18 protein-coding genes and 1 tRNA gene are annotated in these 20,592 nt (G+C 66.7%); 6 read left to right on the top strand and 13 right to left on the bottom strand.

The genetic code is table 11. From position 1 onward, the window contains the following. Positions 1-3 precede the first annotated feature (3 nt). The 9 genes from galE to gcvT all read right to left on the bottom strand — a co-directional run bounded on the left by galE (position 4) and on the right by gcvT (position 11,075). Positions 4-1,047, bottom strand: a complete 1,044-nt coding sequence (galE, locus tag ACWJI3_RS05885) for a UDP-glucose 4-epimerase GalE (protein WP_094514458.1) — start codon at positions 1,045-1,047, stop codon at positions 4-6. Then, positions 1,044-2,000, bottom strand: coding sequence for a UDP-glucuronic acid decarboxylase family protein (locus ACWJI3_RS05880; RefSeq protein ID WP_255100317.1), 957 nt, complete (start codon positions 1,998-2,000; stop codon positions 1,044-1,046). The genes galE and ACWJI3_RS05880 overlap by 4 nt, the downstream gene beginning before the upstream one ends. Positions 2,001-2,003: 3 nt before the next feature. Continuing rightward, a complete protein-coding gene (locus ACWJI3_RS05875; RefSeq protein ID WP_399220124.1) occupies positions 2,004-3,380 on the bottom strand; it encodes a nucleotide sugar dehydrogenase in 1,377 nt (458 codons plus the stop codon). A 227-nt stretch (positions 3,381-3,607) separates the two neighbouring features. Continuing rightward, complete coding sequence (gene hisS / locus ACWJI3_RS05870; RefSeq protein ID WP_094514602.1) at positions 3,608-4,873, bottom strand: histidine--tRNA ligase; 1,266 nt, start codon at positions 4,871-4,873, stop codon at positions 3,608-3,610. Between the two features lie 40 nt (positions 4,874-4,913). Then, entirely contained in the window at positions 4,914-5,558 is a 645-nt protein-coding gene (locus ACWJI3_RS05865; protein ID WP_480203370.1) for a 7-carboxy-7-deazaguanine synthase QueE, read from the bottom strand. 48 nt (positions 5,559-5,606) lie between these two features. Continuing rightward, entirely contained in the window at positions 5,607-7,304 is a 1,698-nt protein-coding gene (locus ACWJI3_RS05860; protein WP_255100319.1) for a CTP synthase, read from the bottom strand. 118 nt (positions 7,305-7,422) lie between these two features. Beyond that, positions 7,423-7,908 carry a Dps family protein gene (locus ACWJI3_RS05855; protein ID WP_255100321.1) on the bottom strand — a complete coding sequence of 162 codons (486 nt, stop codon included), beginning with the start codon at positions 7,906-7,908 and terminating at the stop codon, positions 7,423-7,425. Between the two features lie 103 nt (positions 7,909-8,011). Next, positions 8,012-9,835, bottom strand: coding sequence for an aspartate--tRNA ligase (gene aspS, locus ACWJI3_RS05850; protein ID WP_255140906.1), 1,824 nt, complete (start codon positions 9,833-9,835; stop codon positions 8,012-8,014). An 85-nt stretch (positions 9,836-9,920) separates the two neighbouring features. After that, positions 9,921-11,075 (bottom strand): glycine cleavage system aminomethyltransferase GcvT, encoded by a 1,155-nt coding sequence (gene gcvT, locus ACWJI3_RS05845; RefSeq protein WP_480203168.1) that lies wholly within the window; start codon positions 11,073-11,075, stop codon positions 9,921-9,923. A gap of 203 nt (positions 11,076-11,278) precedes the next feature. Between gcvT and ACWJI3_RS05840 the strand changes: the two genes are divergently transcribed. Beyond that, the gene (locus ACWJI3_RS05840) at positions 11,279-11,470 is read left to right on the top strand and encodes a hypothetical protein (RefSeq protein ID WP_233133118.1); all 192 of its coding nucleotides are present in this window, start codon (positions 11,279-11,281) and stop codon (positions 11,468-11,470) included. 172 nt (positions 11,471-11,642) lie between these two features. Beyond that, complete coding sequence (locus ACWJI3_RS05835) at positions 11,643-12,002, top strand: Crp/Fnr family transcriptional regulator (RefSeq protein ID WP_094514594.1); 360 nt, start codon at positions 11,643-11,645, stop codon at positions 12,000-12,002. Here ACWJI3_RS05835 and speB read toward each other — a convergent pair. Both speB and speE read right to left on the bottom strand, forming a co-directional pair. Next, positions 11,996-12,871 (bottom strand): agmatinase, encoded by an 876-nt coding sequence (gene speB / locus ACWJI3_RS05830; protein WP_480203369.1) that lies wholly within the window; start codon positions 12,869-12,871, stop codon positions 11,996-11,998. The genes ACWJI3_RS05835 and speB overlap by 7 nt on opposite strands. Before the next feature lie 92 nt (positions 12,872-12,963). Next, positions 12,964-13,848, bottom strand: coding sequence for a polyamine aminopropyltransferase (gene speE, locus ACWJI3_RS05825; RefSeq protein ID WP_480203167.1), 885 nt, complete (start codon positions 13,846-13,848; stop codon positions 12,964-12,966). Between the two features lie 100 nt (positions 13,849-13,948). On the opposite strand from speE, the gene arfB reads away from it, so the two are divergent. Further along, positions 13,949-14,386 (top strand): alternative ribosome rescue aminoacyl-tRNA hydrolase ArfB, encoded by a 438-nt coding sequence (gene arfB, locus ACWJI3_RS05820; protein WP_255100325.1) that lies wholly within the window; start codon positions 13,949-13,951, stop codon positions 14,384-14,386. Between the two features lie 13 nt (positions 14,387-14,399). Here the strand turns inward: arfB and mazG are convergent, their stop codons facing one another. After that, positions 14,400-15,314 (bottom strand): nucleoside triphosphate pyrophosphohydrolase, encoded by a 915-nt coding sequence (gene mazG / locus ACWJI3_RS05815; RefSeq protein WP_480203166.1) that lies wholly within the window; start codon positions 15,312-15,314, stop codon positions 14,400-14,402. A 35-nt stretch (positions 15,315-15,349) separates the two neighbouring features. Beyond that, the gene (locus ACWJI3_RS05810; RefSeq protein WP_255140902.1) at positions 15,350-15,883 is read right to left on the bottom strand and encodes a metal-binding protein; all 534 of its coding nucleotides are present in this window, start codon (positions 15,881-15,883) and stop codon (positions 15,350-15,352) included. A gap of 61 nt (positions 15,884-15,944) precedes the next feature. On the opposite strand from ACWJI3_RS05810, the gene ACWJI3_RS05805 reads away from it, so the two are divergent. The 3 genes from ACWJI3_RS05805 to ACWJI3_RS05795 all read left to right on the top strand — a co-directional run. Beyond that, a tRNA-Val gene (locus tag ACWJI3_RS05805) sits at positions 15,945-16,016 on the top strand. 527 nt (positions 16,017-16,543) lie between these two features. Further along, positions 16,544-18,031: a DUF4347 domain-containing protein gene (locus ACWJI3_RS05800; protein WP_480203368.1), complete on the top strand. Its 1,488-nt coding sequence runs from the start codon at positions 16,544-16,546 to the stop codon at positions 18,029-18,031. Positions 18,032-18,830: 799 nt separating this feature from the next. Continuing rightward, positions 18,831-20,592: hypothetical protein (locus ACWJI3_RS05795; RefSeq protein ID WP_480203165.1), on the top strand; the 1,762-nt coding region annotated here is incomplete at its 3' end.

The following is a 20,592-nucleotide window of genomic DNA, read 5'->3' as shown; positions in this document are numbered from 1 at the left end:
GGTTCAGGGGGTGGGTCCGGTGCGCTGGTGCCACGCCCAGGCGTGGGCGATGATCTCGCGCAGATCCGGGTAACGGGGCTCCCAGCCGAGCACCTGCCGGGCCTTCTGCGCGCTGGCCACCAGGGTCGGCGGATCTCCAGGCCGGCGCGGCGCCACCACGGCGGTGAGCGGGCGTTGCGTGACCTCCTGGGCCGCGGTGAGCACCTCCTGGACCGAAAAGGCCGTGCCCGTGCCGAGGTTGAAGATCAACGGCTCAACCGGCTGGTGCGCCCCGCCGGCCAGAAGATGCTCAAGGCCCAGCACATGGGCGTCGGCCAGATCACTGACGTGGATGTAATCCCGCAGGCAGGTGCCATCGGGGGTGGGGTAATCGGTGCCGAAGATCTTGATGCTCTCGCGCCGGCCGGAAATCGCATCGAGCACCAGCGGGATCAGGTGGGTTTCGGGGTCGTGGTCTTCGCCGAGGTCACCGTGCGGATCAGCGCCGGCCGCATTGAAATAGCGGAAGATCACGCTGGGCAGCCCATAGGCGGCCGCGAAATCTGCCAGCATCTGCTCCACCATCCACTTGCTGCGTCCATAGGAATTGATCGGCCGCTGGGGGGTGTCCTCCGTGATCGGCACCGTCTCCGGGCTGCCATACGTTGCGCAGGTGGAGGAGAACACGATCGGGATGGCGGGCCCTTGGCCGGTGCGCACCGGCTCCACGAGCGCTTCGAGCAAGGTGAGGGTGTCGCCGAGATTGTTGCGGTAATACTTGGCAGGATCCAGAACCGATTCGCCCACATAGGCATAGGCGGCGAAATGCAGCACAGCACGCACTGGCACACCGCCGCAGGCGGGATGGCGGCCGCTGAGCAAGGCCTCAATCAAGGCACGATCACCTACCTGGCCCTGCACCAGCGGCACTCGCAGCACTTCTTCCACGATGGAACGGTGCCCATACACGAGGTTGTCGAGCACCACAGGCCGGTGGCCCGCCTGCTGCAGGGCACGCACCGTATGGCTGCCGATGTAGCCAGCCCCTCCAGTCACAAGCAGGGTCATGAATCGAGCCCCAGGCTGCGGCGAAAGTAGGCGATCGTGGGGTCCAACCCCTCTTCCAAGGACACCTTGGGTTCCCAGCCCAGTTCGCGACGGGCCAGGTCGATCACCGGCTGGCGTTGGAGCGGGTCATCCTGCGGCAGCGGCAGATAGACAAAGGGCAGCGATGGGTTGATGCGAGCGCGCACCAGATCAGCCAGCTGGCGGATGGTGAATTCACCTGGATTGCCGATGTTGATCGGTCCATTATGGTTCGCGTTCATTAAGCGAATCAATCCTTCCACAAGATCATCGACATAGCAGAAGCTGCGGGTCTGGCTTCCGTCGCCGTACAGGGTAAGGGGTTGACCGCGCAAGGCCTGGACCACGAAGTTACTCACCACACGGCCATCATCAGAAAACATGCGCGGTCCGTAGGTGTTGAAGATGCGCGCCACGCGAATCTCCGTGCCATGCATTCGGTGGTAATCGAAGCAGAGCGCCTCGGCAATGCGCTTGCCTTCGTCGTAACAGGAACGGATGCCGGTGGTGTTCACGCAACCGCGATAACTCTCGGGCTGTGGATGCACTTCCGGATCGCCATACACCTCGCTGGTGCTGGCCATCAGCAAGCGGGCTCCGACCCGGCGGGCCAGACCCAGCATGTTGTAGGTGCCGAGAAAACTCGTCTTGGCGGTCTTGATCGGGTTGGCCTGGTAGTACCGCGGCGAAGCGGGGCAAGCCAGGTGCCAGATCCGGTCAACCTCCAGCAGGATCGGCTCGGTCACGTCATGGCGAATCAGCTCGAAGCTGGGATGCCCGATCCAGCGGGCGACGTTGACCTTGGTGCCAGTGAAGTAGTTGTCGAGGCAGATCACCTCCTCGCCAGCCTCCATCAACCGGTCCACCAGGGTGGAACCGAGAAAGCCGGCGCCACCGGTCACCAGGTTGCGCCTTGAAGCCACAGGTGCCGTCACTACTCAGCCCTTGCCCACGGACCACACTTGCAGACCAGCCTGACGTGCCGCTGCGGTGTCGGTGATGTCACGCACGTCGAACAGCCAGGCCGGCCGTCGCATTGCGGCGGCGATCGCCTGCCAGTCAAGCGTGCGGTAAGCGCCCCATTCGGTGAGCACGATCACCGCATCGGCGCCCGTCACGGCCTCCAGCGGGGTTTCCGCCCGCTGCCACTTGCCGTCATCGACAAAGTCACGCTCACAGGTATCGGGTGGGCGGCCCAGATCGGCGCTGATCTGGGTGGTGGCCACCTTGGGGTCGTGAATCACCAGGTGAGCCCCTTCCTCAAGCAGACCACGGCAGATCGCAATGGCCGGTGACTCGCGGGTGTCGTTGGTGTCGGCCTTGAAGGCGAAACCCAGCACCGCCAGGCGCTTGCCGCTCACGGTGCCGAACAGCCGGCTCACCACAAGTCGGGCAATGCGCTGCTGCTGCCAGCTGTTGAAAACCACCACCTGCTCCCAGTAGCTGGCAGCGTCGTCGAGGCCGTAATGGCGGCAGAGGTAGACGAGGTTGAGAATGTCCTTCTGGAAGCAACTGCCGCCGAAGCCGGGGCCCGCGGCGAGAAACTTCATGCCGATGCGCGAGTCGCTGCCGATTGCCCGCGCCACTTCGGTGATGTCAGCGCCAGTGGCCTCGCACAGCGCACCCACGGCGTTGATCGAAGAGATGCGCTGGGCCAGGAAGGCGTTGGCGGTGAGCTTGGAGAGCTCGCTGCTCCACAGGTTGGTGTGCAGGATGCGCTCCGGGTCCACCCAATGGCCATAGATGGCCGACAGCGCGGCGATCGCCGCAGGGTCTTCGCCACCGATCAGCACCCGGTCGGGATGCTCAAGATCGCGAATGGCGGTGCCCTCTGCCAGGAATTCCGGATTGGAGAGCACCGAGAAGGTTTTCGCCTCCACGCCGGACTCGCCGCCCGGACTGGCACCGCCGGCCAGGCTCTGGGATCCCATCAGGATCTGCTTGATCGTTTCGGCCGTGCGCACCGGCAGGGTGCTTTTCTCCACCACGATCGTGTGGCCCGTGGCCTGCGCCGCCACCTGGCGGGCCGAAGCTTCGATCCAGCGCAGGTCGGAGGCCTGCCCCGCTCCCAGACCGCGGGTCTTGGTGGGGGTGTTCACCGAGAGGAACACCATGTCGGCGCTGGCGATGGCGTCATCCACCTCGGTGGTGAAGTGCAGATTGCGACCGCGGCAGCGGCCCACCACCTCCGCCAGTCCCGGCTCATAGACCGGCAGGTTGGCGAGATCCGGGTCGTTCCAGGCGGCGATCCTGGCGGCGTTGAGGTCCACCAGGGTGACCTGGAGGTGCGGGCAGCGATCGGCAATCACCGCCATCGTCGGCCCGCCGACATAGCCGGCACCGATGCAGCAGATGGAGCGAACCTCGGGCGGATGCACTACGTCCAACGGCTCACCCTGAATCCATTCATCCTGTTCCGGAAATTATCCCCGCTGGCCGGGCCTCTTGCCGTTGCGGAGTCAACTTGCTGATCCGGTCGCTCTGGTGTTCAGGTCGACGGGGTGATCCGGGCCGGCGGGCACTGGTGAACCGGCTGATCCAGTCAGCCGGCGGATCCGGCGAGCTGGGCAAGAACGGCCGACGGGCTGAGCCGCTGCTCGGCACCGCCGCCCAGCAGATTCTTGAGCAGCACCAGGCCCTGTTCCGCTTCGCTTTCGCCGATCACCACCGCCCAGGGGGCGCCGGAGCGGTCGGCGCGCTTGAGCTGCCGCGCGAAGGCGGCACCGGAGAGATCCAGCTCCGCCGCCTGGCCCCGGCGCCGCAGCTGCGTGGCGAGATCGAGCGCCATCGCTTCCGCCAGGGGCCCGCGGCTCACCACGTACACCGCCGGCACCGGCGCCGCGGCGCCGGTCGCACCGGCACGCTCCAGCAGCACGACCAGCCGCTCCATGCCGATCGCCCAGCCGATCGCCGCTGTGGCCGGCCCGCCCAGCTGCTCCACCAGCCCGTCGTAGCGGCCGCCGCCACAGACGGTGGCCTGGGCACCCAGCTGATCGCTGGTGATCTCGAACGCCGTGTGGGCGTAGTAGTCGAGCCCGCGCACCAGGCGGGGGTTGAGCTGGTAAGGAATCGCGAGGCGATCGAGCAGCTCGCGCACCTGCTCGAAGCGCTGGCGGCTCGCCGCGCTGAGGTGGTCGATCAGCAGCGGCGCGTCCGCCAGGACGGCCTGGGTGGCCGGGTTCTTGCTGTCGAGGATGCGCAGCGGGTTGGTGGCGATGCGCTCGCACGCCTCCGGGTCGAGCTGCTCGCGCCGCTGCTCCAGCCAGCCCACCAGCGCCTGCCGGTACGCCGCCCGGTCGCTGGCATCGCCCAGGGAGTTGAGCTCCAGCGCCAGGCCGCTGACGCCCAGGGCGGTGAGCAAATCCCAGGCGATCGCGATCGCTTCGGCATCGCTGCGGGGATCGGTAGCACCGAGAAACTCCAGGCCGATCTGGTGGAACTGGCGCTGACGCCCGGCCTGGGGCCGTTCGTAGCGGAACATCGGGCCGCCGTACCAGAGCCGCTGCGGGCCCTGGCTGAGCAGGCCGTGCTCCAGCACCGCCCGCACCACCGAAGCGGTGCCTTCCGGCCGCAGCGTGCAGCGGCGCTGACCCCGGTCTTCGAAGCTGTACATCTCCTTGCCCACCACATCGGTGGCCTCGCCGATGCCCCGGGCAAACAGCTCGGTGACCTCCAGCAGCGGCGTGCGGATCTCACTCAGCCCGGCACGGCGGAAGTGATCGCGGGCCACCGCCTCCACGTGCTGCCAGACCGGCAGCTGCGCCGGCAGCAGATCCACCATGCCGCGCAGGCTCTGCAGTTTCTCCACGCCCATGTCCAGGTCTGGGGACAGTTTGCGGGATCGCCGCTCAGCGCACCCCCAGCCACTTGTGGCTCTGCAGGCTGAGCCGCCAGTCGGGACTGGCGCGCACGAACTCCAAGGCCAGCGCCCGCCCCTGGCTGCTCTGCCAACCGGGTTGCAGCAGCAGCTGGGGCGGAGCCGTGTGCCGCTCCTGCCGGGCCGCCGCGGCCATGGCGGTGGCGAAGGCGAGGTCGGCGGGCTCGTGCACCACCACCTTGAGCTCGTCGCAGCAGCTGAGCAGCTCCTGCAGCGGCGGCCGGTGGCGTTTGGGCGAGAGGGTGATCCAGTCGAAACGGCCGCTGAGGCGATCGACACCGCTGGTTTCCAGGTGCAGGGGCAGCGGCGGATCCACGGCGCCGCGCAGCTGGGCGCACAGGGCCGTGAGGTCGTGGTGCAGCGGTTCTCCGCCGGTGATCACCACAAAGGCCGCTCCGGCCGCCGCCGCCGCCGTCAGCTCCGCCGCCAGCGCCGCCAGGGGCTGCAGCGGATGGGCCTGCTGCGGCCAGGAGCCCTTGGTGTCACACCAGGGACAACCCACCGTGCAGCCCGCCAGCCGCAGGAAGAACGCACTGCGACCAGCGTGGCTTCCTTCCCCCTGGATCGAGTGGAAGGTTTCCACCACCGGCAGGGCAGCGGACGCCGGCGGAGTCATGGCCACGGGCAGGGCAAGGCTCAACGGGAAAGGCTCAGGAGAAAAGACTCAAGGGGAAACGGGCAGACCGGCAACTGGGTCGGGCTGGGAACGCTCCAGGGCGGCAAGAGCCGCCTCGCTGGCCGCGGCCTCACTGGCGCTGCCGGCGGCATGGCGCAACTGGGCCGCTTCCACGAGGCCACGGAAGAGCGGATGGGGGCGGCCGGGCCGGGAGAGGAACTCGGGGTGGAACTGGCAGGCGGTGAAGAACGGGTGGCCTTCCAGCTCGATCAGCTCCACGAGGCGGCCATCAGGCGAGGTGCCGCTGATGCGGAAGTTGGAGTCGAGGAACAGGTTGCGGTAGGCGTTGTTGAACTCGTAGCGGTGGCGGTGCCGCTCGTACACCACCGCTTCGCCATAGAGCCGTTCGGCCATGGTGCCGGGCTGCAGGCGGCATGGATAGACGCCGAGGCGCATGGTGCCGCCCAGGTCGACCACGTCCTGCTGTTCGGGCAGCAGGTGGATGACGGGATGGGCTGCATCGGCATCGATCTCGGCGCTGGTGGCCCCTTCCAGGCCCGCCAGGTGGCGCGCCCACTCGATCACGGCGCACTGCATGCCCAGGCACAGCCCGAGGAACGGCACGCGCTGCTCCCGCGCCCAGCGGATCGCCGCCACCTTGCCATCGACGCCGCGGTTACCGAAGCCGCCGGGCACCACCACCGCATCCATGCCCTGCAGCAGCGCATCGGCCCCTTCGGTTTCGATCTGCTCGGCGCTCACCCAGTGCAGATCGAGGGAGGCGTCCTGCTCCAGGCAGGCGTGACGCAGCGCCTCCACCACCGAGAGGTAGGCATCGTTGAGCTGCACATACTTGCCCACCAGGGCCACCTTCACCGGCGGGCCGGGGTTGCGCAGCTTGCGCACCAGCTCCTCCCAGCGGGCCATGTCGCTGCTGTGGTCGTCGAGGCCGAGCACATCGAGCACTTCGCGGCAGAGCCCCTCGCGCTCCATCGCCAGCGGCACCGCGTAGATGCTGTCGGCATCAAGGGCTTCGATCACCGCGTGGGTGGACACACCGCAGAAGCCGCCGATCTTGGCCTTGAGCTCCTCGGTGATCGGCCGGTCGCTGCGGCACACCAGCAGATCGGGCTGGATGCCGATCGAGCGCAACTCCTTGACCGAGTGCTGGGTGGGCTTGGTCTTGAGTTCGCCGGAGGTGCCGATGTAGGGCAGCAGGGTGACGTGCACGTAGGCCAGGTCGTGGCGGCCCACATCCCCGCGGAACTCACGGATGGCCTCCAGGAAGGGCAGCGATTCGATGTCGCCCACGGTGCCGCCGATCTCTGTGATCACCACATCCACGCCGCTGTCGGCGGCCAGCCGGTGGATGCGTTCGCGGATCTCCCGGGTGATGTGCGGAATCACCTGGACGGTGCCGCCTTCGTAGTCGCCGCGGCGCTCCTTGTTGATCACCGCCTGGTAGATGGAGCCGGTGGTCACGCTGTTGAGGCGTGACATGGCGGTGTCGGTGAAGCGCTCGTAGTGGCCCAGGTCAAGGTCGGTCTCAGCGCCGTCCTGGGTGACGAACACTTCGCCGTGCTGGTACGGGCTCATCGTGCCCGGATCCACGTTCAGGTAGGGGTCGAGCTTGAGGATCGAAACGCTGTAGCCACGGGATTTGAGCAGTCGCCCGAGGCTGGCCGCCACGATGCCCTTGCCGATGCTCGACACCACCCCGCCGGTCACGAACACGAACTTCGCCATGGGGGTGGAGCAGGCACTGGCGGACACATCAATCTATCGAGCGTCCTCCGCCCGCACTGAAGCCGCCGCCACCAGGCCCGCTGCGCGGGCAACACGGCCTGCGCCACCACCGCGAGACTCAGCCCTCCAGCAGGCTGCGCAGCATCCACGCGGTTTTCTCGTGGATCTGCAGGCGCTGGGTCAGCAGGTCGGCGGTGGGTTGGTCGTTGGCCTCATCAGCCACGGTGAACACCGAGCGGATCGTGCGAGCCACCGCTTCGTGGCCCTCCACCAGCTCGCGCACCATGGCGAGGGCGGCGGGCACACCTTCGGTTTCGGGGATCGAGGAGAGGCCCGCATAGGTAGTGCCGCCGTAGGGGGCCGGGCAACCGAGGGCACGGATCCGCTCGGCGATCAGGTCGAGGGCCGTCCACAACTCCGTGTACTGGTCCATGAACATCAGATGGAGCGTGTTGAACATCGGCCCGGTGACGTTCCAGTGGAAGCCGTGGGTCTTGGCGTAGAGCACGTAGGAATCGGCCAGCACGTTGCCGAGGCCAGCGGCGATCTGCAGCCGCTGGCTCTCAGGAATGCCGATGTCGATCGGAGGAGCGGTGACGGCCATGGGGGCGTTCGGGGGAGAGGTGGGAACCTCGTTCTAGCCGTGGGGATACGGCCTGCGGCAACAACGCCACAGCCCGTGGGAAACATTGGCGGCCGCTGCGGGCTCAGCCCTCCTCCGCCACCCAGGTGCTGGCCACATGCAGCTCGTCCAGCTGCTTCATGGACACATCGGCCGGGGCCTGGGTGAGCAGGCAACGGGCCTGCTGCGTCTTGGGGAAGGCGATCGTGTCGCGGATCGACTCCTCACCCGCCAGCAGCATCACCATGCGATCGAGACCGAAGGCGATGCCGCCGTGGGGCGGGGCGCCCATGTCGAGCGCTTCGATCAGGAAGCCGAACTGCCGCTCGGCCTCTTCCAGCGGCAGGCCGATCGTCTGCAGCACCTGTTTCTGCAGGGCGGCGTCGTGGATGCGCAGCGAACCACCCCCCAGTTCCAGGCCGTTGAGCACCAGGTCGTAGGCCTGGGCGCGGGCGGTGGGCAGGGCCGTGGGCCAGCCGGCCGGATCGGCGCCGAGATCGGTGGCATTGGGCGCGCAGAAGGGATGGTGCAGAGCCTCAAGCCGGTTCTCCTCGGCGTTGAACTCGAACATCGGGAAATCCACCACCCAGAGGAAGTTCCAGGCGCCGCCGGCGCCGCTGGCGGGCACCAGACCCAGCTCACGGGCCAGGAACTGGCGCACCCGATCGAGCGCTTTGTTCACCGTGGCGGTGTCGCCGGCACCGAACAGCAGCAGGGTGCCAGGCTCGGCGCCGGTGCGGCGCAGCAGCTCGGCCTTGCCCTCGGCACTCAGGTTGTCCTTGATGGCGCCGATGCTGTCGATCTCGCCCCCCTCCCGCACGCGGATGAAGGCCAGGCCCCCGGCGCCGGCGGTGGTGGCTTCAGAGAACACGTCGCCGCCGGGCTTGATGCGGACGTTGCTGATCGCGTCGTTGCCGCCGGGGATCGCGATGCATTTCACCGCTCCACCGGCGGCCACGGCGCCGGAGAACACCTTGAAGCCGCTGGTGGCCACGATGTCGCTCACGTTGGTGAGCTCCAGGCCATAGCGGGTGTCGGGCCGGTCGGTGCCGTAGCGGTCCATCGCCTCCTGCCAGGTGAGCCGGGGGAAGGGGCTGGGCAGCTCGATGCCCTTGACGGCGCGCCAGATCGTGGCGATCAGCCGTTCGTTGAGCTGCAGGATCTGCTCCTGCTCCATGAAGCTCATCTCCATGTCCAGCTGGGTGAACTCCGGCTGGCGGTCGGCGCGCAGGTCTTCGTCGCGGAAGCAGCGGGCCACCTGGTAGTAGCGCTCGATGCCACCCACCATCAGCAGCTGCTTGAACAGCTGGGGCGACTGGGGCAGGGCGAACCACTCCCCGCCGCACACCCGGCTCGGCACCAGGTAGTCACGGGCACCCTCGGGGGTGGAGCGGGTGAGCACGGGCGTTTCCACCTCGATGAAGCCCTCGGCCTCGAGGAAGCGGCGGGCCGCCTGGATGGTCTGGGCGCGCAGCCGCAGGTTGCCGTTCATGCGCTCGCGGCGCAGATCCAGATAGCGGTGGCGCAGGCGCAGTTCCTCCCGCACCGGCGTGTCGTCGTGCACCGACACCGGGAAGGGCAGATTGCCCCGCACCTCGTTGAGCACCTCGATCGCGCTGGCCAGCACCTCGACGGCGCCGGTGGCGAGCCGCTCGTTGCGGGAGTCGGCGGGACGATCGCGCACTGTGCCCGACACCTTCAGCACGGTTTCGTTGCGCAGCCGCTCGGCCACGGCGAACGCGGCGGGGGAAAGATCGGGATCCACCGTGATCTGCACGGTGCCGCTGCGGTCGCGCAGATCGATGAAGATCACACCGCCGTGATCACGCCGCCGGTCCACCCAGCCGCACAGCGACACGGCCTGGCCCGTGGCATCGCTGCGCAGGTCGCCGCATCCGTGGCTGCGCATGGGGGAAATCGAGGGGAAGGGCGAGTTTCCCACAGGGCCTCAGGCGCCAGGCCCCCAGCGGCTCGCGCGCCAGGGCCCGGGCGGCTCAGGGACGCCGGTAGAACGGACGTCGCACCACCACCGCCGGCTCCTGGCGGCCGCGGATCTCCACCGTCAGCGCCGTGCCGGGCCGGGCCGCGTCGGCGGGTACATAGGCCAGGGCGATCGCTTCGGCAAGCGTGGGCGACCAGGTGCCGCTGGTGACCTCGCCCACCACCTGGCCGTCGCGCAGCACCGGGTAGCCATGGCGGGCGATCGCCCGGCCCTGCAGCTTCAGGCCCACCAGGCGGCGGCTCACCCCTGTGGCGGTCTGGCGTTCGAGCACATCGCGGCCGATGAACGTCGCCGGCATCTCCAGGTGCACCAGCCAGCCCAGCGAGGCCTCCAGGGGGGAGGTGGTGGCGTCCATGTCGTTGCCGTAGAGGTGCATGGCCGCCTCCAGGCGCAGGGTGTCACGGGCACCGAGCCCGCAGGGGGTCACCCCTTCGGCCAGCAGTTGCTGCCACAGGGCCTGGCCGGGGCCGGCCGCCAGCAGCAGCTCGAAACCGTCTTCGCCGGTGTAGCCGGTGCGGCCCACGAACGCCATGGCGCCATGTGCTGCCCCCACCGCACTGCCCGCCAACGGCAACGTGCGGTGACCGAAACGGGGCAGGCCGGTCAGATCGGCGCCGCTGAGGGCGGCCAGCCGGGCCTCGGCCTCCGGGCCCTGCAGGGCCAGCAGCACCCCCTCCCCCTTGCGGTCGGCCACGACGATCCCGTGTGGTTCCAGCTGGGAACGCAGCCAGGCGGTGTCTGCCTCGGCGCAGGCGGCGTTGATCACCAGCACCAGCACATCGGCGTCGCCCTCCGGCCCGGGCTGGCGCCCGCAGTCGTAGACGATCAGGTCGTCGCGGATGCCGCCGGCCGCATTGAGCAGCACCGTGTAGCAGGCCTCGCCAGGGCCGATGCGGTGCAGGTCGCTGGGCACCAGCGCCTGGAGGGCGTCCTTGACGCCGTCCCCCCGCAGGGTCAGCACCCCCATGTGGGAGATGTCGAAGACACCACAGTGCTGGCGCACGGCCTGGTGCTCCGCCACCAGCCCCGAGAACTGCACCGCCATCTCCCAGCCGGCGAAGGGCACCATGCGCCCACCGGCCCCGCGGCAGGCGTCGGCCAGGGGCGTGTGCCTGAGGGGAGCGGCGGGCACGGAGGGATCGGCCATGGGCTGTCGCCTCGCCAGGGAAAGAAGTGGCGCGATCCTATGGAGACGCGTCTGCAAATCCGAAGACTTCCCGCTGGTTCGGTTCTTTCTCTGTTAATGCGCTGCAGCAGTCATTACCTTGAGGAACCAAAAATCGGCCAGCAATGGGCCAGCGTTCCTCCTGCCGCAGCTGTCGTCACTGCAGCCCCCCCAGCGCTGAGGCCATGGGCTGGTGCCATCTGCGCCGCCTGGAGATCCATCAGGAGCTGGCCTCTGATCTCTGGTGCCACCACTGGACGGCACGCAGCCCGCGGCTGCCCGTGTCAGAAATTCTTCCCTACAGCCATCCACACCCCGGGGCGGCACCGACCATCCGCCAACTGGCCCTCACCGACCTGCTCCCCGCTTCGGTGTAGCCGAGCACATTCCGGCCGCTTCAAGCTTGATTGCGTGTGAGTTGACGTTACGATCTTGGGCTGTCACTCCTGCCAGCAACGGCCTGCGCCGCTGCTGGCAGGGTGGCTCTTTCCCCCGATTTCAGGAGGTAGATGATTGCTCACTCTTGCCAGCACGACCCCGGTTGACCTGATGGCCCGACAGGTGGACGGAGACATCCTCACGCTCCCCACCGGATCTTCGATTTTCAAACGCGGTGACACCGCCAGTGCCATCTACGCCGTCCGCAAAGGGATCGTTGAGTTGATCGATCCCAGCGGCGAGCGGCTCTGTTACCGCCCCGGCGAACTGTTCAGTTACCAGGACATCGTCTGGCGGGGTGGCTTCTTCCGCAACGAGGCCCTGGCACGCACCCCGGTGGAGCTGGTGCGGCTCGGTCGCCTGCGCTTCCTCAACCTGCTCCACAACCACCCCACCCTGGCGGTGGTGTTGATCGGTCAGCAGCACGAGCGATTGCGCGAGCAACGCACCAGCGGCTCCTATTGCTACTGACCCGCACTGGGGCGTTCGCGCCCCAGCAGCAGCAGCAGGCTGCGGGTCACCTTTGCGGCCAGCACGGCGCTGCAGCCGCTGGGGTCAAGCATCGGCGCCAGTTCCACCACATCGGCCGCCACCAGATCGTGGTGGCGCAGCTCCTCCAGCAGGGCGGCGAAGTGGCCCCAGAGGAAGCCGCCCGGTTCCGGTGTGCCGGTGCCCGCCATCACGGCCGGATCGAACCAGTCAAGGTCGACGGTGAGATAAAGCGGCCGGCCGCGCAGCGGCTGCAGCGCCGCGGCCAGATCCGCTTGCAACAGCTCCGGTGCCAGGCCGCAACCGCCGGCGCGGCCCACCAGGCGGCCGGTGCGGCGCAGCTCGCTGAACTCCTCGCGTGTGCCGCTGCGGATGGCGATCTGGCGCAGCACGCCGCTGGGAAGCACCTCCAGACAGCGGCGCATGGCGCAGGCATGGCTGTGGCGCGTGCCCAGCCAGCTGTCACGCAGATCGGCGTGGGCATCGAGCTGCACCATCACCAGATCCGGATGGCGGCTGGCCACCGCCGCCACCGCGCCGCTGCTGATCGAATGCTCGCCGCCCAGCATCAGCGGGCGCAGTCCGTGCGCCAGCACCGCCTCGGTGGCCTGGCGCACGGCCGCCACCACCGGCTCGGGCGCTCCGAAGGGAATGTCCACGGCGCCGAGATCGGCGAAGGCCAGATCCTCCAGATCCAGATCCAGCTGCGGGTCATAGGCTTCCAGCCCGCTGCTCACCTCCCGGATCGCCGCCGGCCCGAAGCGGGTGCCGGGGCGGAAGGAGGTGGTGCCGTCGTAGGGCACGCCGAACAGGCCGACGCGGCAGCCGGCCGGATCCCGCCGGGCCGCCATGAAGATCGCCCCCTCGGTGGCGAAGAGCTCGGCAGCGGAAGGCTCGCCGCTGGAAGGGTCGGCGGCGGACAGCTCGATGGGAGAGGCGTTGCTCATGCCTGCAGCTCCCGTTCGATCGCGGCGGGTACCGCCTCGAAGGCACCGGCCTGCCAGCGGGGGCTCCAGATCGAGCAGCCCTCGGCCACGGACGCGGCGCGCTCCGGCAGGGCCCGGCGGTAGCGGGGCCCGTCGGTGGCAGCGAAGGTCCAGCTCCACCAGCCGCTGGGGTACATGGGCACCCAGCCATAGAGAGGATCGGCATGGCCGAACACCTCCCGCAGCAGCCGCACCGTGGCCACGTGCACGGCGCGGAAGGCCTCGGGCGATTCGCTCTGGGTGGCGAACACGCCACCGGGCCGCAGCAGGCGGCGGCAGTGCTCGAAGAAGGCGCGGTTGAACAGACCCTCGGCAGGGCCGGCCGGGTCGGAGCCATCCACGATCACCACGTCGTAGCTGGCAGTGGCGGCAGCAGCCACCCAGGCGATGCCGTCGCCGATGGTGAGCCGGAAGCGGGGGTCGCTCCAGGCGCCGCCCCCCAACCCAGGCAGATGCTGCCGGCAGAGCTCCACCACCTCCCCGTCGATCTCGACCATGTCGAGCTGCACCACGCCCGGGTGGCGCAGGCATTCGCGGGCCGTGCCGCCATCGCCGCCACCGATCACCAGCACCCGCTCGATCCGCTCAGCGGCGCAGAGGGCGGGGTGCACAAGCGGTTCGTGGTAGTGCCGTTCCTGCCGCTCGGCCGTCATCCAGCAGCCGTCGAGCAGCAGGGCCTTGCCGTAGGTGCGGCTGTCGATCACGGTGATGCGCTGAAACGCACTGGAGCGCTCCACCAGCACCTCGGCCTCCAGGCCGTAGCGGACGCCCTGGTGGATCTCATCCACCCAGCCGGGGCCGGCGGAACTGGGCGTGGGATCGAAGACGACGGGATCGGGCATCGCACAGCGGAGCATTGCTTCCCAGCTAAGCGTTCCGTGGCGGTGTCGCGGCGCACCTGCCCGCCCGGCGCCCCCTGCCGGGTTCTGGCAGCCTGGGGCCATGGCTTCTGATCTGACCGTGACAGCGTCGGTGCGGATTCCGGCCGCTGAACTGAGCTGGCGCTTCTCGCGCTCGGGCGGCCCCGGGGGGCAGAGCGTGAACACCACCGATTCGCGGGTGGAGCTGGTGTTCGCCCTGGCCGCGTCGAGCGCGCTGACGCCCGTGCTGCGCCAGCGGGCCCTGCGCCGGCTGGAGGGGCGCCTGGTGGATGGGGTGCTGGTGATTGCCGCCTCCGAACACCGCTCGCAGTGGCTGAACCGCCAGGCCGCCGAACGCCGGCTGGTGAGGCTGCTGGCGGAGGCGATCGCCCCACCGCCGCCGCCCCGTCGCCCCACCCGGCCGGGCCGCGGGGCCGTGGAGCGACGGCTCACGGCCAAGCGGCTGCGCAGCGCCATCAAGGGCCAGCGCCGTTCCCGCCAGGGGCTCAGCGACGACTGAGACGCCAGCGGCTTCAGCTGTCCTGGGCGGCGCGGATCTGCGCCTTGGCCTGCTGCCACAGCCCCTCCAGCCGTTCGATGCTCTGGCCACTGAGGTCCCCGCCCAGGGCCGCTTCCACGCGGGAGAAACGGTCGAGGAAGCGGCGGTTGGTGCCCGCCAGGCCCTCGTCGGGATCGAGCCCGCACCAGCGGGCCACATTCACCAGCGTGAAGATCACATCGCCCAGCTCCGATTCGGCATGGGCGCGATCGCCGCTGGCCACCGCCTCGCGCAACTCGGCCAGTTCCTCTTCCACCTTGGCCCACACGCCCGCCATGCTTTCCCACTCGAAGCCGGCGGCGGCGGCCTTGCGCGAGAGGGTCATGGCGCCGGCCAGCGCCGGCTGACCACGCAGCTTGCGGGCCAGGCGGGCACTGAGCGGCGCCGAGCCGGGCTGGCCGGTGAACGGCTCACCAGTGTTGGGCTCACTGCTGGCGGCAGCGACCTGCTCCTGTTGCCGGTGGTGCTCGAGCTCCTGCTCCTCGCCCTTGATCGCCTCCCAGCTGCGGCGCACGGCGGCACTGTCGCCGGCCAGGCCCCGGTTGGCCTCAGCCGCGGCGGCGAACACATGGGGGTGGCGGCGCACCAGCTTGTGGCGCAGGCCGCGAGCGATCGCGGCCAGATCGAAGCGCCCGGTCTCGCTGGCGATCTGCGCATGCAGCAGCACCTGCAGCAGCAGGTCGCCCAGTTCCTCCTGCAGGTGGGCGTCGTCGCCGTGGCGGATGGCGTCGGCCACCTCGTGGGCCTCCTCCAGCACGTAGGGGATCAAGGAGCTGTGGGTCTGCTCCAGGTCCCAGGGGCAGCCCTGCACGGGATCGCGCAGGCGCTCCACCACGGCGATCAGAGCCGCGACTTCACGCGATGCGCTGGGATCGGATTCAGCTGGCATGGCGAGGCATGAGGGGGGCGCAGCGCCCTTGCCCCTCACCGTCTCACGGACCGGGCGCTGACGCCGCGCGGGCGCCGGCGCCGGGGGCGCCAGCGGCGCGGCAGCCGCACATCGGGGTCGCCGTCCTGGAGCAGATGCAGCCAGCTGCTGGCTTCCAGCCCGGCCAGGCCCACCAGCACCAGCGGGCCGTGGACGCTCCACAACGTCTGCAGTCCAGCGGCGAGTGTGCGCGGGGAGGGGGCGCCAAAGGGCTGCAGCAGCAGGCTGAGCACCAGCAGCCACACCGCCAGGTAGGCCAGGCGCAGGGCGGTGCCCAGCAGCGGACCGTGGGAGGCGATCGAGCGGTGCCGCAGGCAGCGGCGATAGGGATACCAGAGCACCGCCAGCGGCCCCCAGCGGCGCAGCGGCCGCGAGACGGTGTCGAGGTCGGGGGACAGCCACAAGCCCCCCACCAGGAAGCTGCTGCAGCCGCTCACCACCCCGGCCAGACCGAGCCACGGCCACCACAGCAGCCCGAAGGGCACGCATAGCCAACAGATGGCGCGGTCGTGGCTGCGGCCACTGGCCATCGAGGTGCGGGCGCCGGATGGTTGCCAGCATGGGGGGTGACACGGCCAGAATGCACACCTGGGGCGATTAGCTCAGCGGTAGAGCGCCTGCCTTACAAGCAGGATGTCGCTGGTTCGAAACCGGCATCGCCCATCCCAGAAAAGCCAATCCCAGAGAGGAGAGAGCCAGCGAAGACATGGCCGGTCGTGGGCGCCCCCTGGCAGGTCGGTGGCAACCCGGCGAGCTGTCAACCTGGCCACACTGCCGGGCGCTGTCAGTGGTGCCTGAGGCCTGCCTGCTGATCGATGCCGAAAGAGCTGCCAGCTGGACCTGGCAGCTTCGAAGGCCACTCCCGAGGGTGAAAACCTTGGCCATCTGCAGCCCGAGCGCCTGCAGCGACTGATCGAGCAGCTGCACGAACGGCTGGCAGGGGAGCAGATGCAGCGCAGGACCTAGTGATCCGGTCTCGCCCAGCTGGAGACCACCGCGATCGTGCGCCGCTGGCCGAACAATGAGGCCTTTCTGAGCGCCTGCCTGCGGTGTTGGCCGCACATCCGCTCTGCATCATCCCAATCGCATCGGGATCACGTTGTCTCGCCATTTCCTCGCTTAACGGAAGATGGCTTAGATCTGACAGCTTGGTGAGAATTGACTGCATGTATGGTGAGGCTGTTTTGGCAGTGCCCATCCAGATGCAGACCCGTTCGTTGGTGCAGTCAGCCGTCGCCACCAAATCCCTGATCGTGGCGGATGGTCTATGCCCCCGAATCGGCGAGCTGCTTCCGAGCGCCCTGCACGATCTGGTGGCGCTGGGACATTGCCACAACCCGCTGCGAACCATCAGCGAAGAGCTTCGCCATCGCCGGCTTAAGTCTCAGCCGGTGGGCACCCTGCACGTGGTGGGCCACGGCCGGCCCGGCGCCATCCAGATCGGCGGCCATTGGATTGATGCGGCCAGCCTGATGGCCAATGCTGATCTGTTGAACCAGTGGCAGATAGGCACCATCGCCTTGTGGAGCTGCGAGGTGGGCGCTGACCGTGGCTTCGTGGCGCTGGTGCAGGAACTCACAGGAGCCAAGGTCGCAGCAACCTCGCGGCGAATTAAAGGCATGAACCTTGAGTCCTGGTCGGTCAGCGCAGCAAACGACGGGACAGACTCGCTGCCACCCATCTTCAATCCAAGTCGGTTAGGGACGTGGCCATGGAGCCTCGGCGGGTTCATCGACGTAGCAGGGCAGCCTCTTGACTTCAGCGTCAACGATCCAAGCGCCACCGGTGATCACCGCATCGCAGGATCCGCCAACACAGCCGGCGAAACATGGTTGTACAGAAATGTAATCACGGTGGACGGGCAGGTCGTCGACGCAATCGTCACATTCAACTCGATTACATCGGGCACCATGACTGCGTTCGACAGCAAATCGAACCCATACAGCACATCCGTCCTCGGCGGAACGCCAGCCAGATTCCTTCAGCCAAACTTCAACTGGAACTCTAGCGGGGGTTCAGCTACGTTCAGGGTGAGATTCATTCAAGGCGGTAGCTACAGCGACGGCACAAGTCCGAAAGGCACAGCCGTCACCCTTAGGAATGTCATTGTCAATTCATATGGCCTTGGCAGCTCAAGCAACAGCCCAACAGGCAGCAGCGGCAATCGCTTCATATCATTTGCCGATGTCGACGGCCTCGAGCTCAGCAGCTCAACGGAATTGGTCGCTTCAGTGAATGGCGCGACCACAAGCTTTGCCCCAAAACCAGCCAACATCCCTGGGATTATCACTGCGCTCCCAGGAACAACGGCTGGCGACAACTATCGTGTACGTGTCAATTTTGATGAGGTGTCGGAATTAACCTACACCGTAGGTGCCGGCAATGGTTCAGGCGCTGCGTTCTACGCGCTCGATTTCAGCCAAGGCCCAAGGTTCACCAACGTGGTGAGCAAAGATCTCGTGCTCACGGGAGGCCCTCTCACAACCAATGAATCCGGCACATCGGCAACGTTGAGTCTGCAGCTTTCAGCTCAACCATCTGCAACCGTCACCGTCACGCTCACAGGCCTAGACGCCACCGAAGGCAGCCTGAGCACCACTACCCTGAAATTTACAACTGCCAACTGGAACTCACCCCAGTATTGTAACCGTCACTGGCGTCGACGACATCATCCATGACGGCAACATCACCTATACGATCACAGCAAAGAGCAGCTCGTCCGATCTTGCCTTCAATGGCCGCAAGGCTCTCATTGACATCACCAACACGGACGATGACAACGTCGTCACCGTCACCAGCCCCACCGTCAACGAGGCCTCTCCCTTCGTCGTCTTCACCGTTGATGGCGCATTCGGGCAGGACGTTTCCCTCTCCCTTGCCAACGGCGGCTCCGCGGCCTCCGGCGCTGACAGCAATGTCACCAACACACTGGAAGTCTCCGCTGATAACGGCAACACCTGGACGGCCTACTCCACTGGCTCTGTCGCTCTCAATGGCAACGAAGGCACTCTCCTAGTCCGCGTTCCCATCCTCAACGACGCCACCTTTGAGGGTTCTGCAACCTTCACGCTCTCCGCCACTCCCACTGGCGGCAGTGCCACCTCAGGCACCGCCACCATTGTCGGCGACGGGGCCGGTACCATCTTTAATCCAGACGGCACAACCAGAAACAACGCGGCCAAAGATGTTGATCGCGTTGTTTCTGTTAATTCTATCTCGGTCGACGAAGACGCACCCTTTGCCGCCTTCTCCGTCTCTGCGACTGAGAGTCAGTCTATTTCCCTCGCCGCCTCGTTCATCGACGTTGCAGGGCAACCTCTTGATTTCAGCGTCAACGATACAAGCGCCACCGGCGATCGACGTATCGCAGGATCCGCCAACACAGCCGGTGAAACATGGTTGTACAGAAATGTAATCACGATCGACGGGCAGGTCGTCGACGCAATCGTCACATTCAACTCGATTACGTCGGGCACGATGACTGCGTTCGACAGCACCTCGAACCCCTACAGCACATCTGCTCTCGGCGGAACGCCAGCCAGATTCCTTCAGCCAAACTTCAACTGGAACTCCAGCGGGGGTTCAGCCTCGTTCACGGTGGGATTCATTGAAGGCGGGAGTTATAGCGCCGGCACAAATCCGAGTGGCACGGCCGTCACCCTTAGAAATGTCTTTACTAATTCGTATGACCTTGACAGTACAAGCAGCAGCTCCAGCGGTAACGGCGGCAATCAGTTCACTTCGTTTACCGATGTCGGCGGCATCGAGCTCAGCAGCTCGACGGCATTGGCCGTTTCAGTGAATGGCGCGACCACAAGCTTTGCACCAAACCCAAGCAGCAGCCCTGGCAATATCACTGCGCTCCCAGGAACAACAACTGGCGACAACTATCGCGTGCGTGTCAGTTTTGATGAGGTGTCGCAACTCACCTATACCGTAGGCGCCGGCAATGGCTCAGGCACTGCGTTCTACGCGCTCGATTTCAGCCAAGGTCCAGCATTCACCAACGTGGTGAGCAAAGACCTCGTGCTCACGGGAGGTCCGCTCACAACCAATGAATCCGGCACATCAGCAACGTTTAGTCTGCAGCTCTCAGCTCAACCATCTGCAACCGTCACCGTCACGCTCACAGGCCTGGACGCCACCGAAGGCAGCCTGAGCACCACGTCACTGACCTTTACAACAGCCAACTGGAACTCACCCCAGGTTGTAACCGTCACAGGCGTCAACGACGTCATCCTTGACGGCAATATCACGTATACGATCACAGCTACAAGTAGCTCGTCCGATGTTGCCTTTAATGGCCGCAAGGCCGTTATTGACATCACCAACATAGACAATGACGGCGCCATCTCTGTTGACAACATCTCCGTCAACGAAAACTCGCCCTTCGCGGTCTTTACCGTCTCGGGCACTGGCGAGCAGCCCGTTACCCTTGCTCTGCAAAATGATGCCAACGGTGCCACCAATGACGCCGCTCTTGGCACCGACACCGATACCCAGATCCAATACTTCAACGGCTCCGAATGGATCGACTACACCTCCGGCACCGTTAACCTGATCGACGGCTCCCTTCTCGTTCGTGTTGCCATCAACGATGACAACACCTTTGAGGGTCCGGAAACCTTCCAGCTCGCCGTCACACCCACCGGCGGCTCACTCTCCACTGGCACCGCCACCATCCTTGATGACGGCACCGGCAATATCTACCCGGATAACAACACCGGTAACATCGATCCAAACGCTCTCAAAGACGACGATCGCGCTATCTCTGTTGACAACATCTCCGTCAACGAAAACTCGCCCTTCGCGGTCTTTACCGTCTCGGGCACTGGCGAGCAGCCCGTTACCCTTGCTCTGCAAAATGATGCCAACGGTGCCACCAATGACGCCGCTCTTGGCACCGACACCGATACCCAGATCCAATACTTCAACGGCTCCGAATGGATCGACTACACCTCCGGCACCGTTAACCTGATCGACGGCTCCCTTCTCGTTCGTGTTGCCATCAACGATGACAACACCTTTGAGGGTCCGGAAACCTTCCAGCTCGCCGTCACACCCACCGGCGGCTCACTCTCCACTGGCACCGCCACCATCCTTGATGACGGCACCGGCAATATCTACCCGGATAACAACACCGGTAACATCGATCCAAACGCTCTCAAAGACGACGATCGCGCTATCTCTGTTGACAACATCTCCGTCAACGAAAACTCGCCCTTCGCGGTCTTTACCG

This window comes from Marcopretia estuarina LEGE 06307 (assembly GCF_056633115.1).
The sequence above is the reverse complement of the archived record's forward strand: the minus strand, read 5'-3'. Positions and strand labels throughout refer to the sequence as shown.

What these genes read in the sequence shown, in the direction of transcription:
- speE (WP_480203167.1), bottom strand. Translation starts at nt 13,848, where the DNA reads ATGCCCGATCCCGTCGTCTTCGATCCCACGCCCAGTTCCGCCGGCCCC.
- ACWJI3_RS05810 (WP_255140902.1), bottom strand. Translation starts at nt 15,883, where the DNA reads ATGGCCAGTGGCCGCAGCCACGACCGCGCCATCTGTTGGCTATGCGTG.
- ACWJI3_RS05840 (WP_233133118.1), top strand. Translation starts at nt 11,279, where the DNA reads ATGGGCTGGTGCCATCTGCGCCGCCTGGAGATCCATCAGGAGCTGGCC.
- ACWJI3_RS05860 (WP_255100319.1), bottom strand. Translation starts at nt 7,304, where the DNA reads ATGGCGAAGTTCGTGTTCGTGACCGGCGGGGTGGTGTCGAGCATCGGC.
- ACWJI3_RS05835 (WP_094514594.1), top strand. Translation starts at nt 11,643, where the DNA reads ATGGCCCGACAGGTGGACGGAGACATCCTCACGCTCCCCACCGGATCT.
- aspS (WP_255140906.1), bottom strand. Translation starts at nt 9,835, where the DNA reads ATGCGCAGCCACGGATGCGGCGACCTGCGCAGCGATGCCACGGGCCAG.
- speB (WP_480203369.1), bottom strand. Translation starts at nt 12,871, where the DNA reads ATGGCGGCCCGGCGGGATCCGGCCGGCTGCCGCGTCGGCCTGTTCGGC.
- galE (WP_094514458.1), bottom strand. Translation starts at nt 1,047, where the DNA reads ATGACCCTGCTTGTGACTGGAGGGGCTGGCTACATCGGCAGCCATACG.
- ACWJI3_RS05875 (WP_399220124.1), bottom strand. Translation starts at nt 3,380, where the DNA reads ATGGCGGTGATTGCCGATCGCTGCCCGCACCTCCAGGTCACCCTGGTG.
- gcvT (WP_480203168.1), bottom strand. Translation starts at nt 11,075, where the DNA reads ATGGCCGATCCCTCCGTGCCCGCCGCTCCCCTCAGGCACACGCCCCTG.
- ACWJI3_RS05855 (WP_255100321.1), bottom strand. Translation starts at nt 7,908, where the DNA reads ATGGCCGTCACCGCTCCTCCGATCGACATCGGCATTCCTGAGAGCCAG.
- arfB (WP_255100325.1), top strand. Translation starts at nt 13,949, where the DNA reads ATGGCTTCTGATCTGACCGTGACAGCGTCGGTGCGGATTCCGGCCGCT.
- ACWJI3_RS05865 (WP_480203370.1), bottom strand. Translation starts at nt 5,558, where the DNA reads ATGACTCCGCCGGCGTCCGCTGCCCTGCCGGTGGTGGAAACCTTCCAC.
- mazG (WP_480203166.1), bottom strand. Translation starts at nt 15,314, where the DNA reads ATGCCAGCTGAATCCGATCCCAGCGCATCGCGTGAAGTCGCGGCTCTG.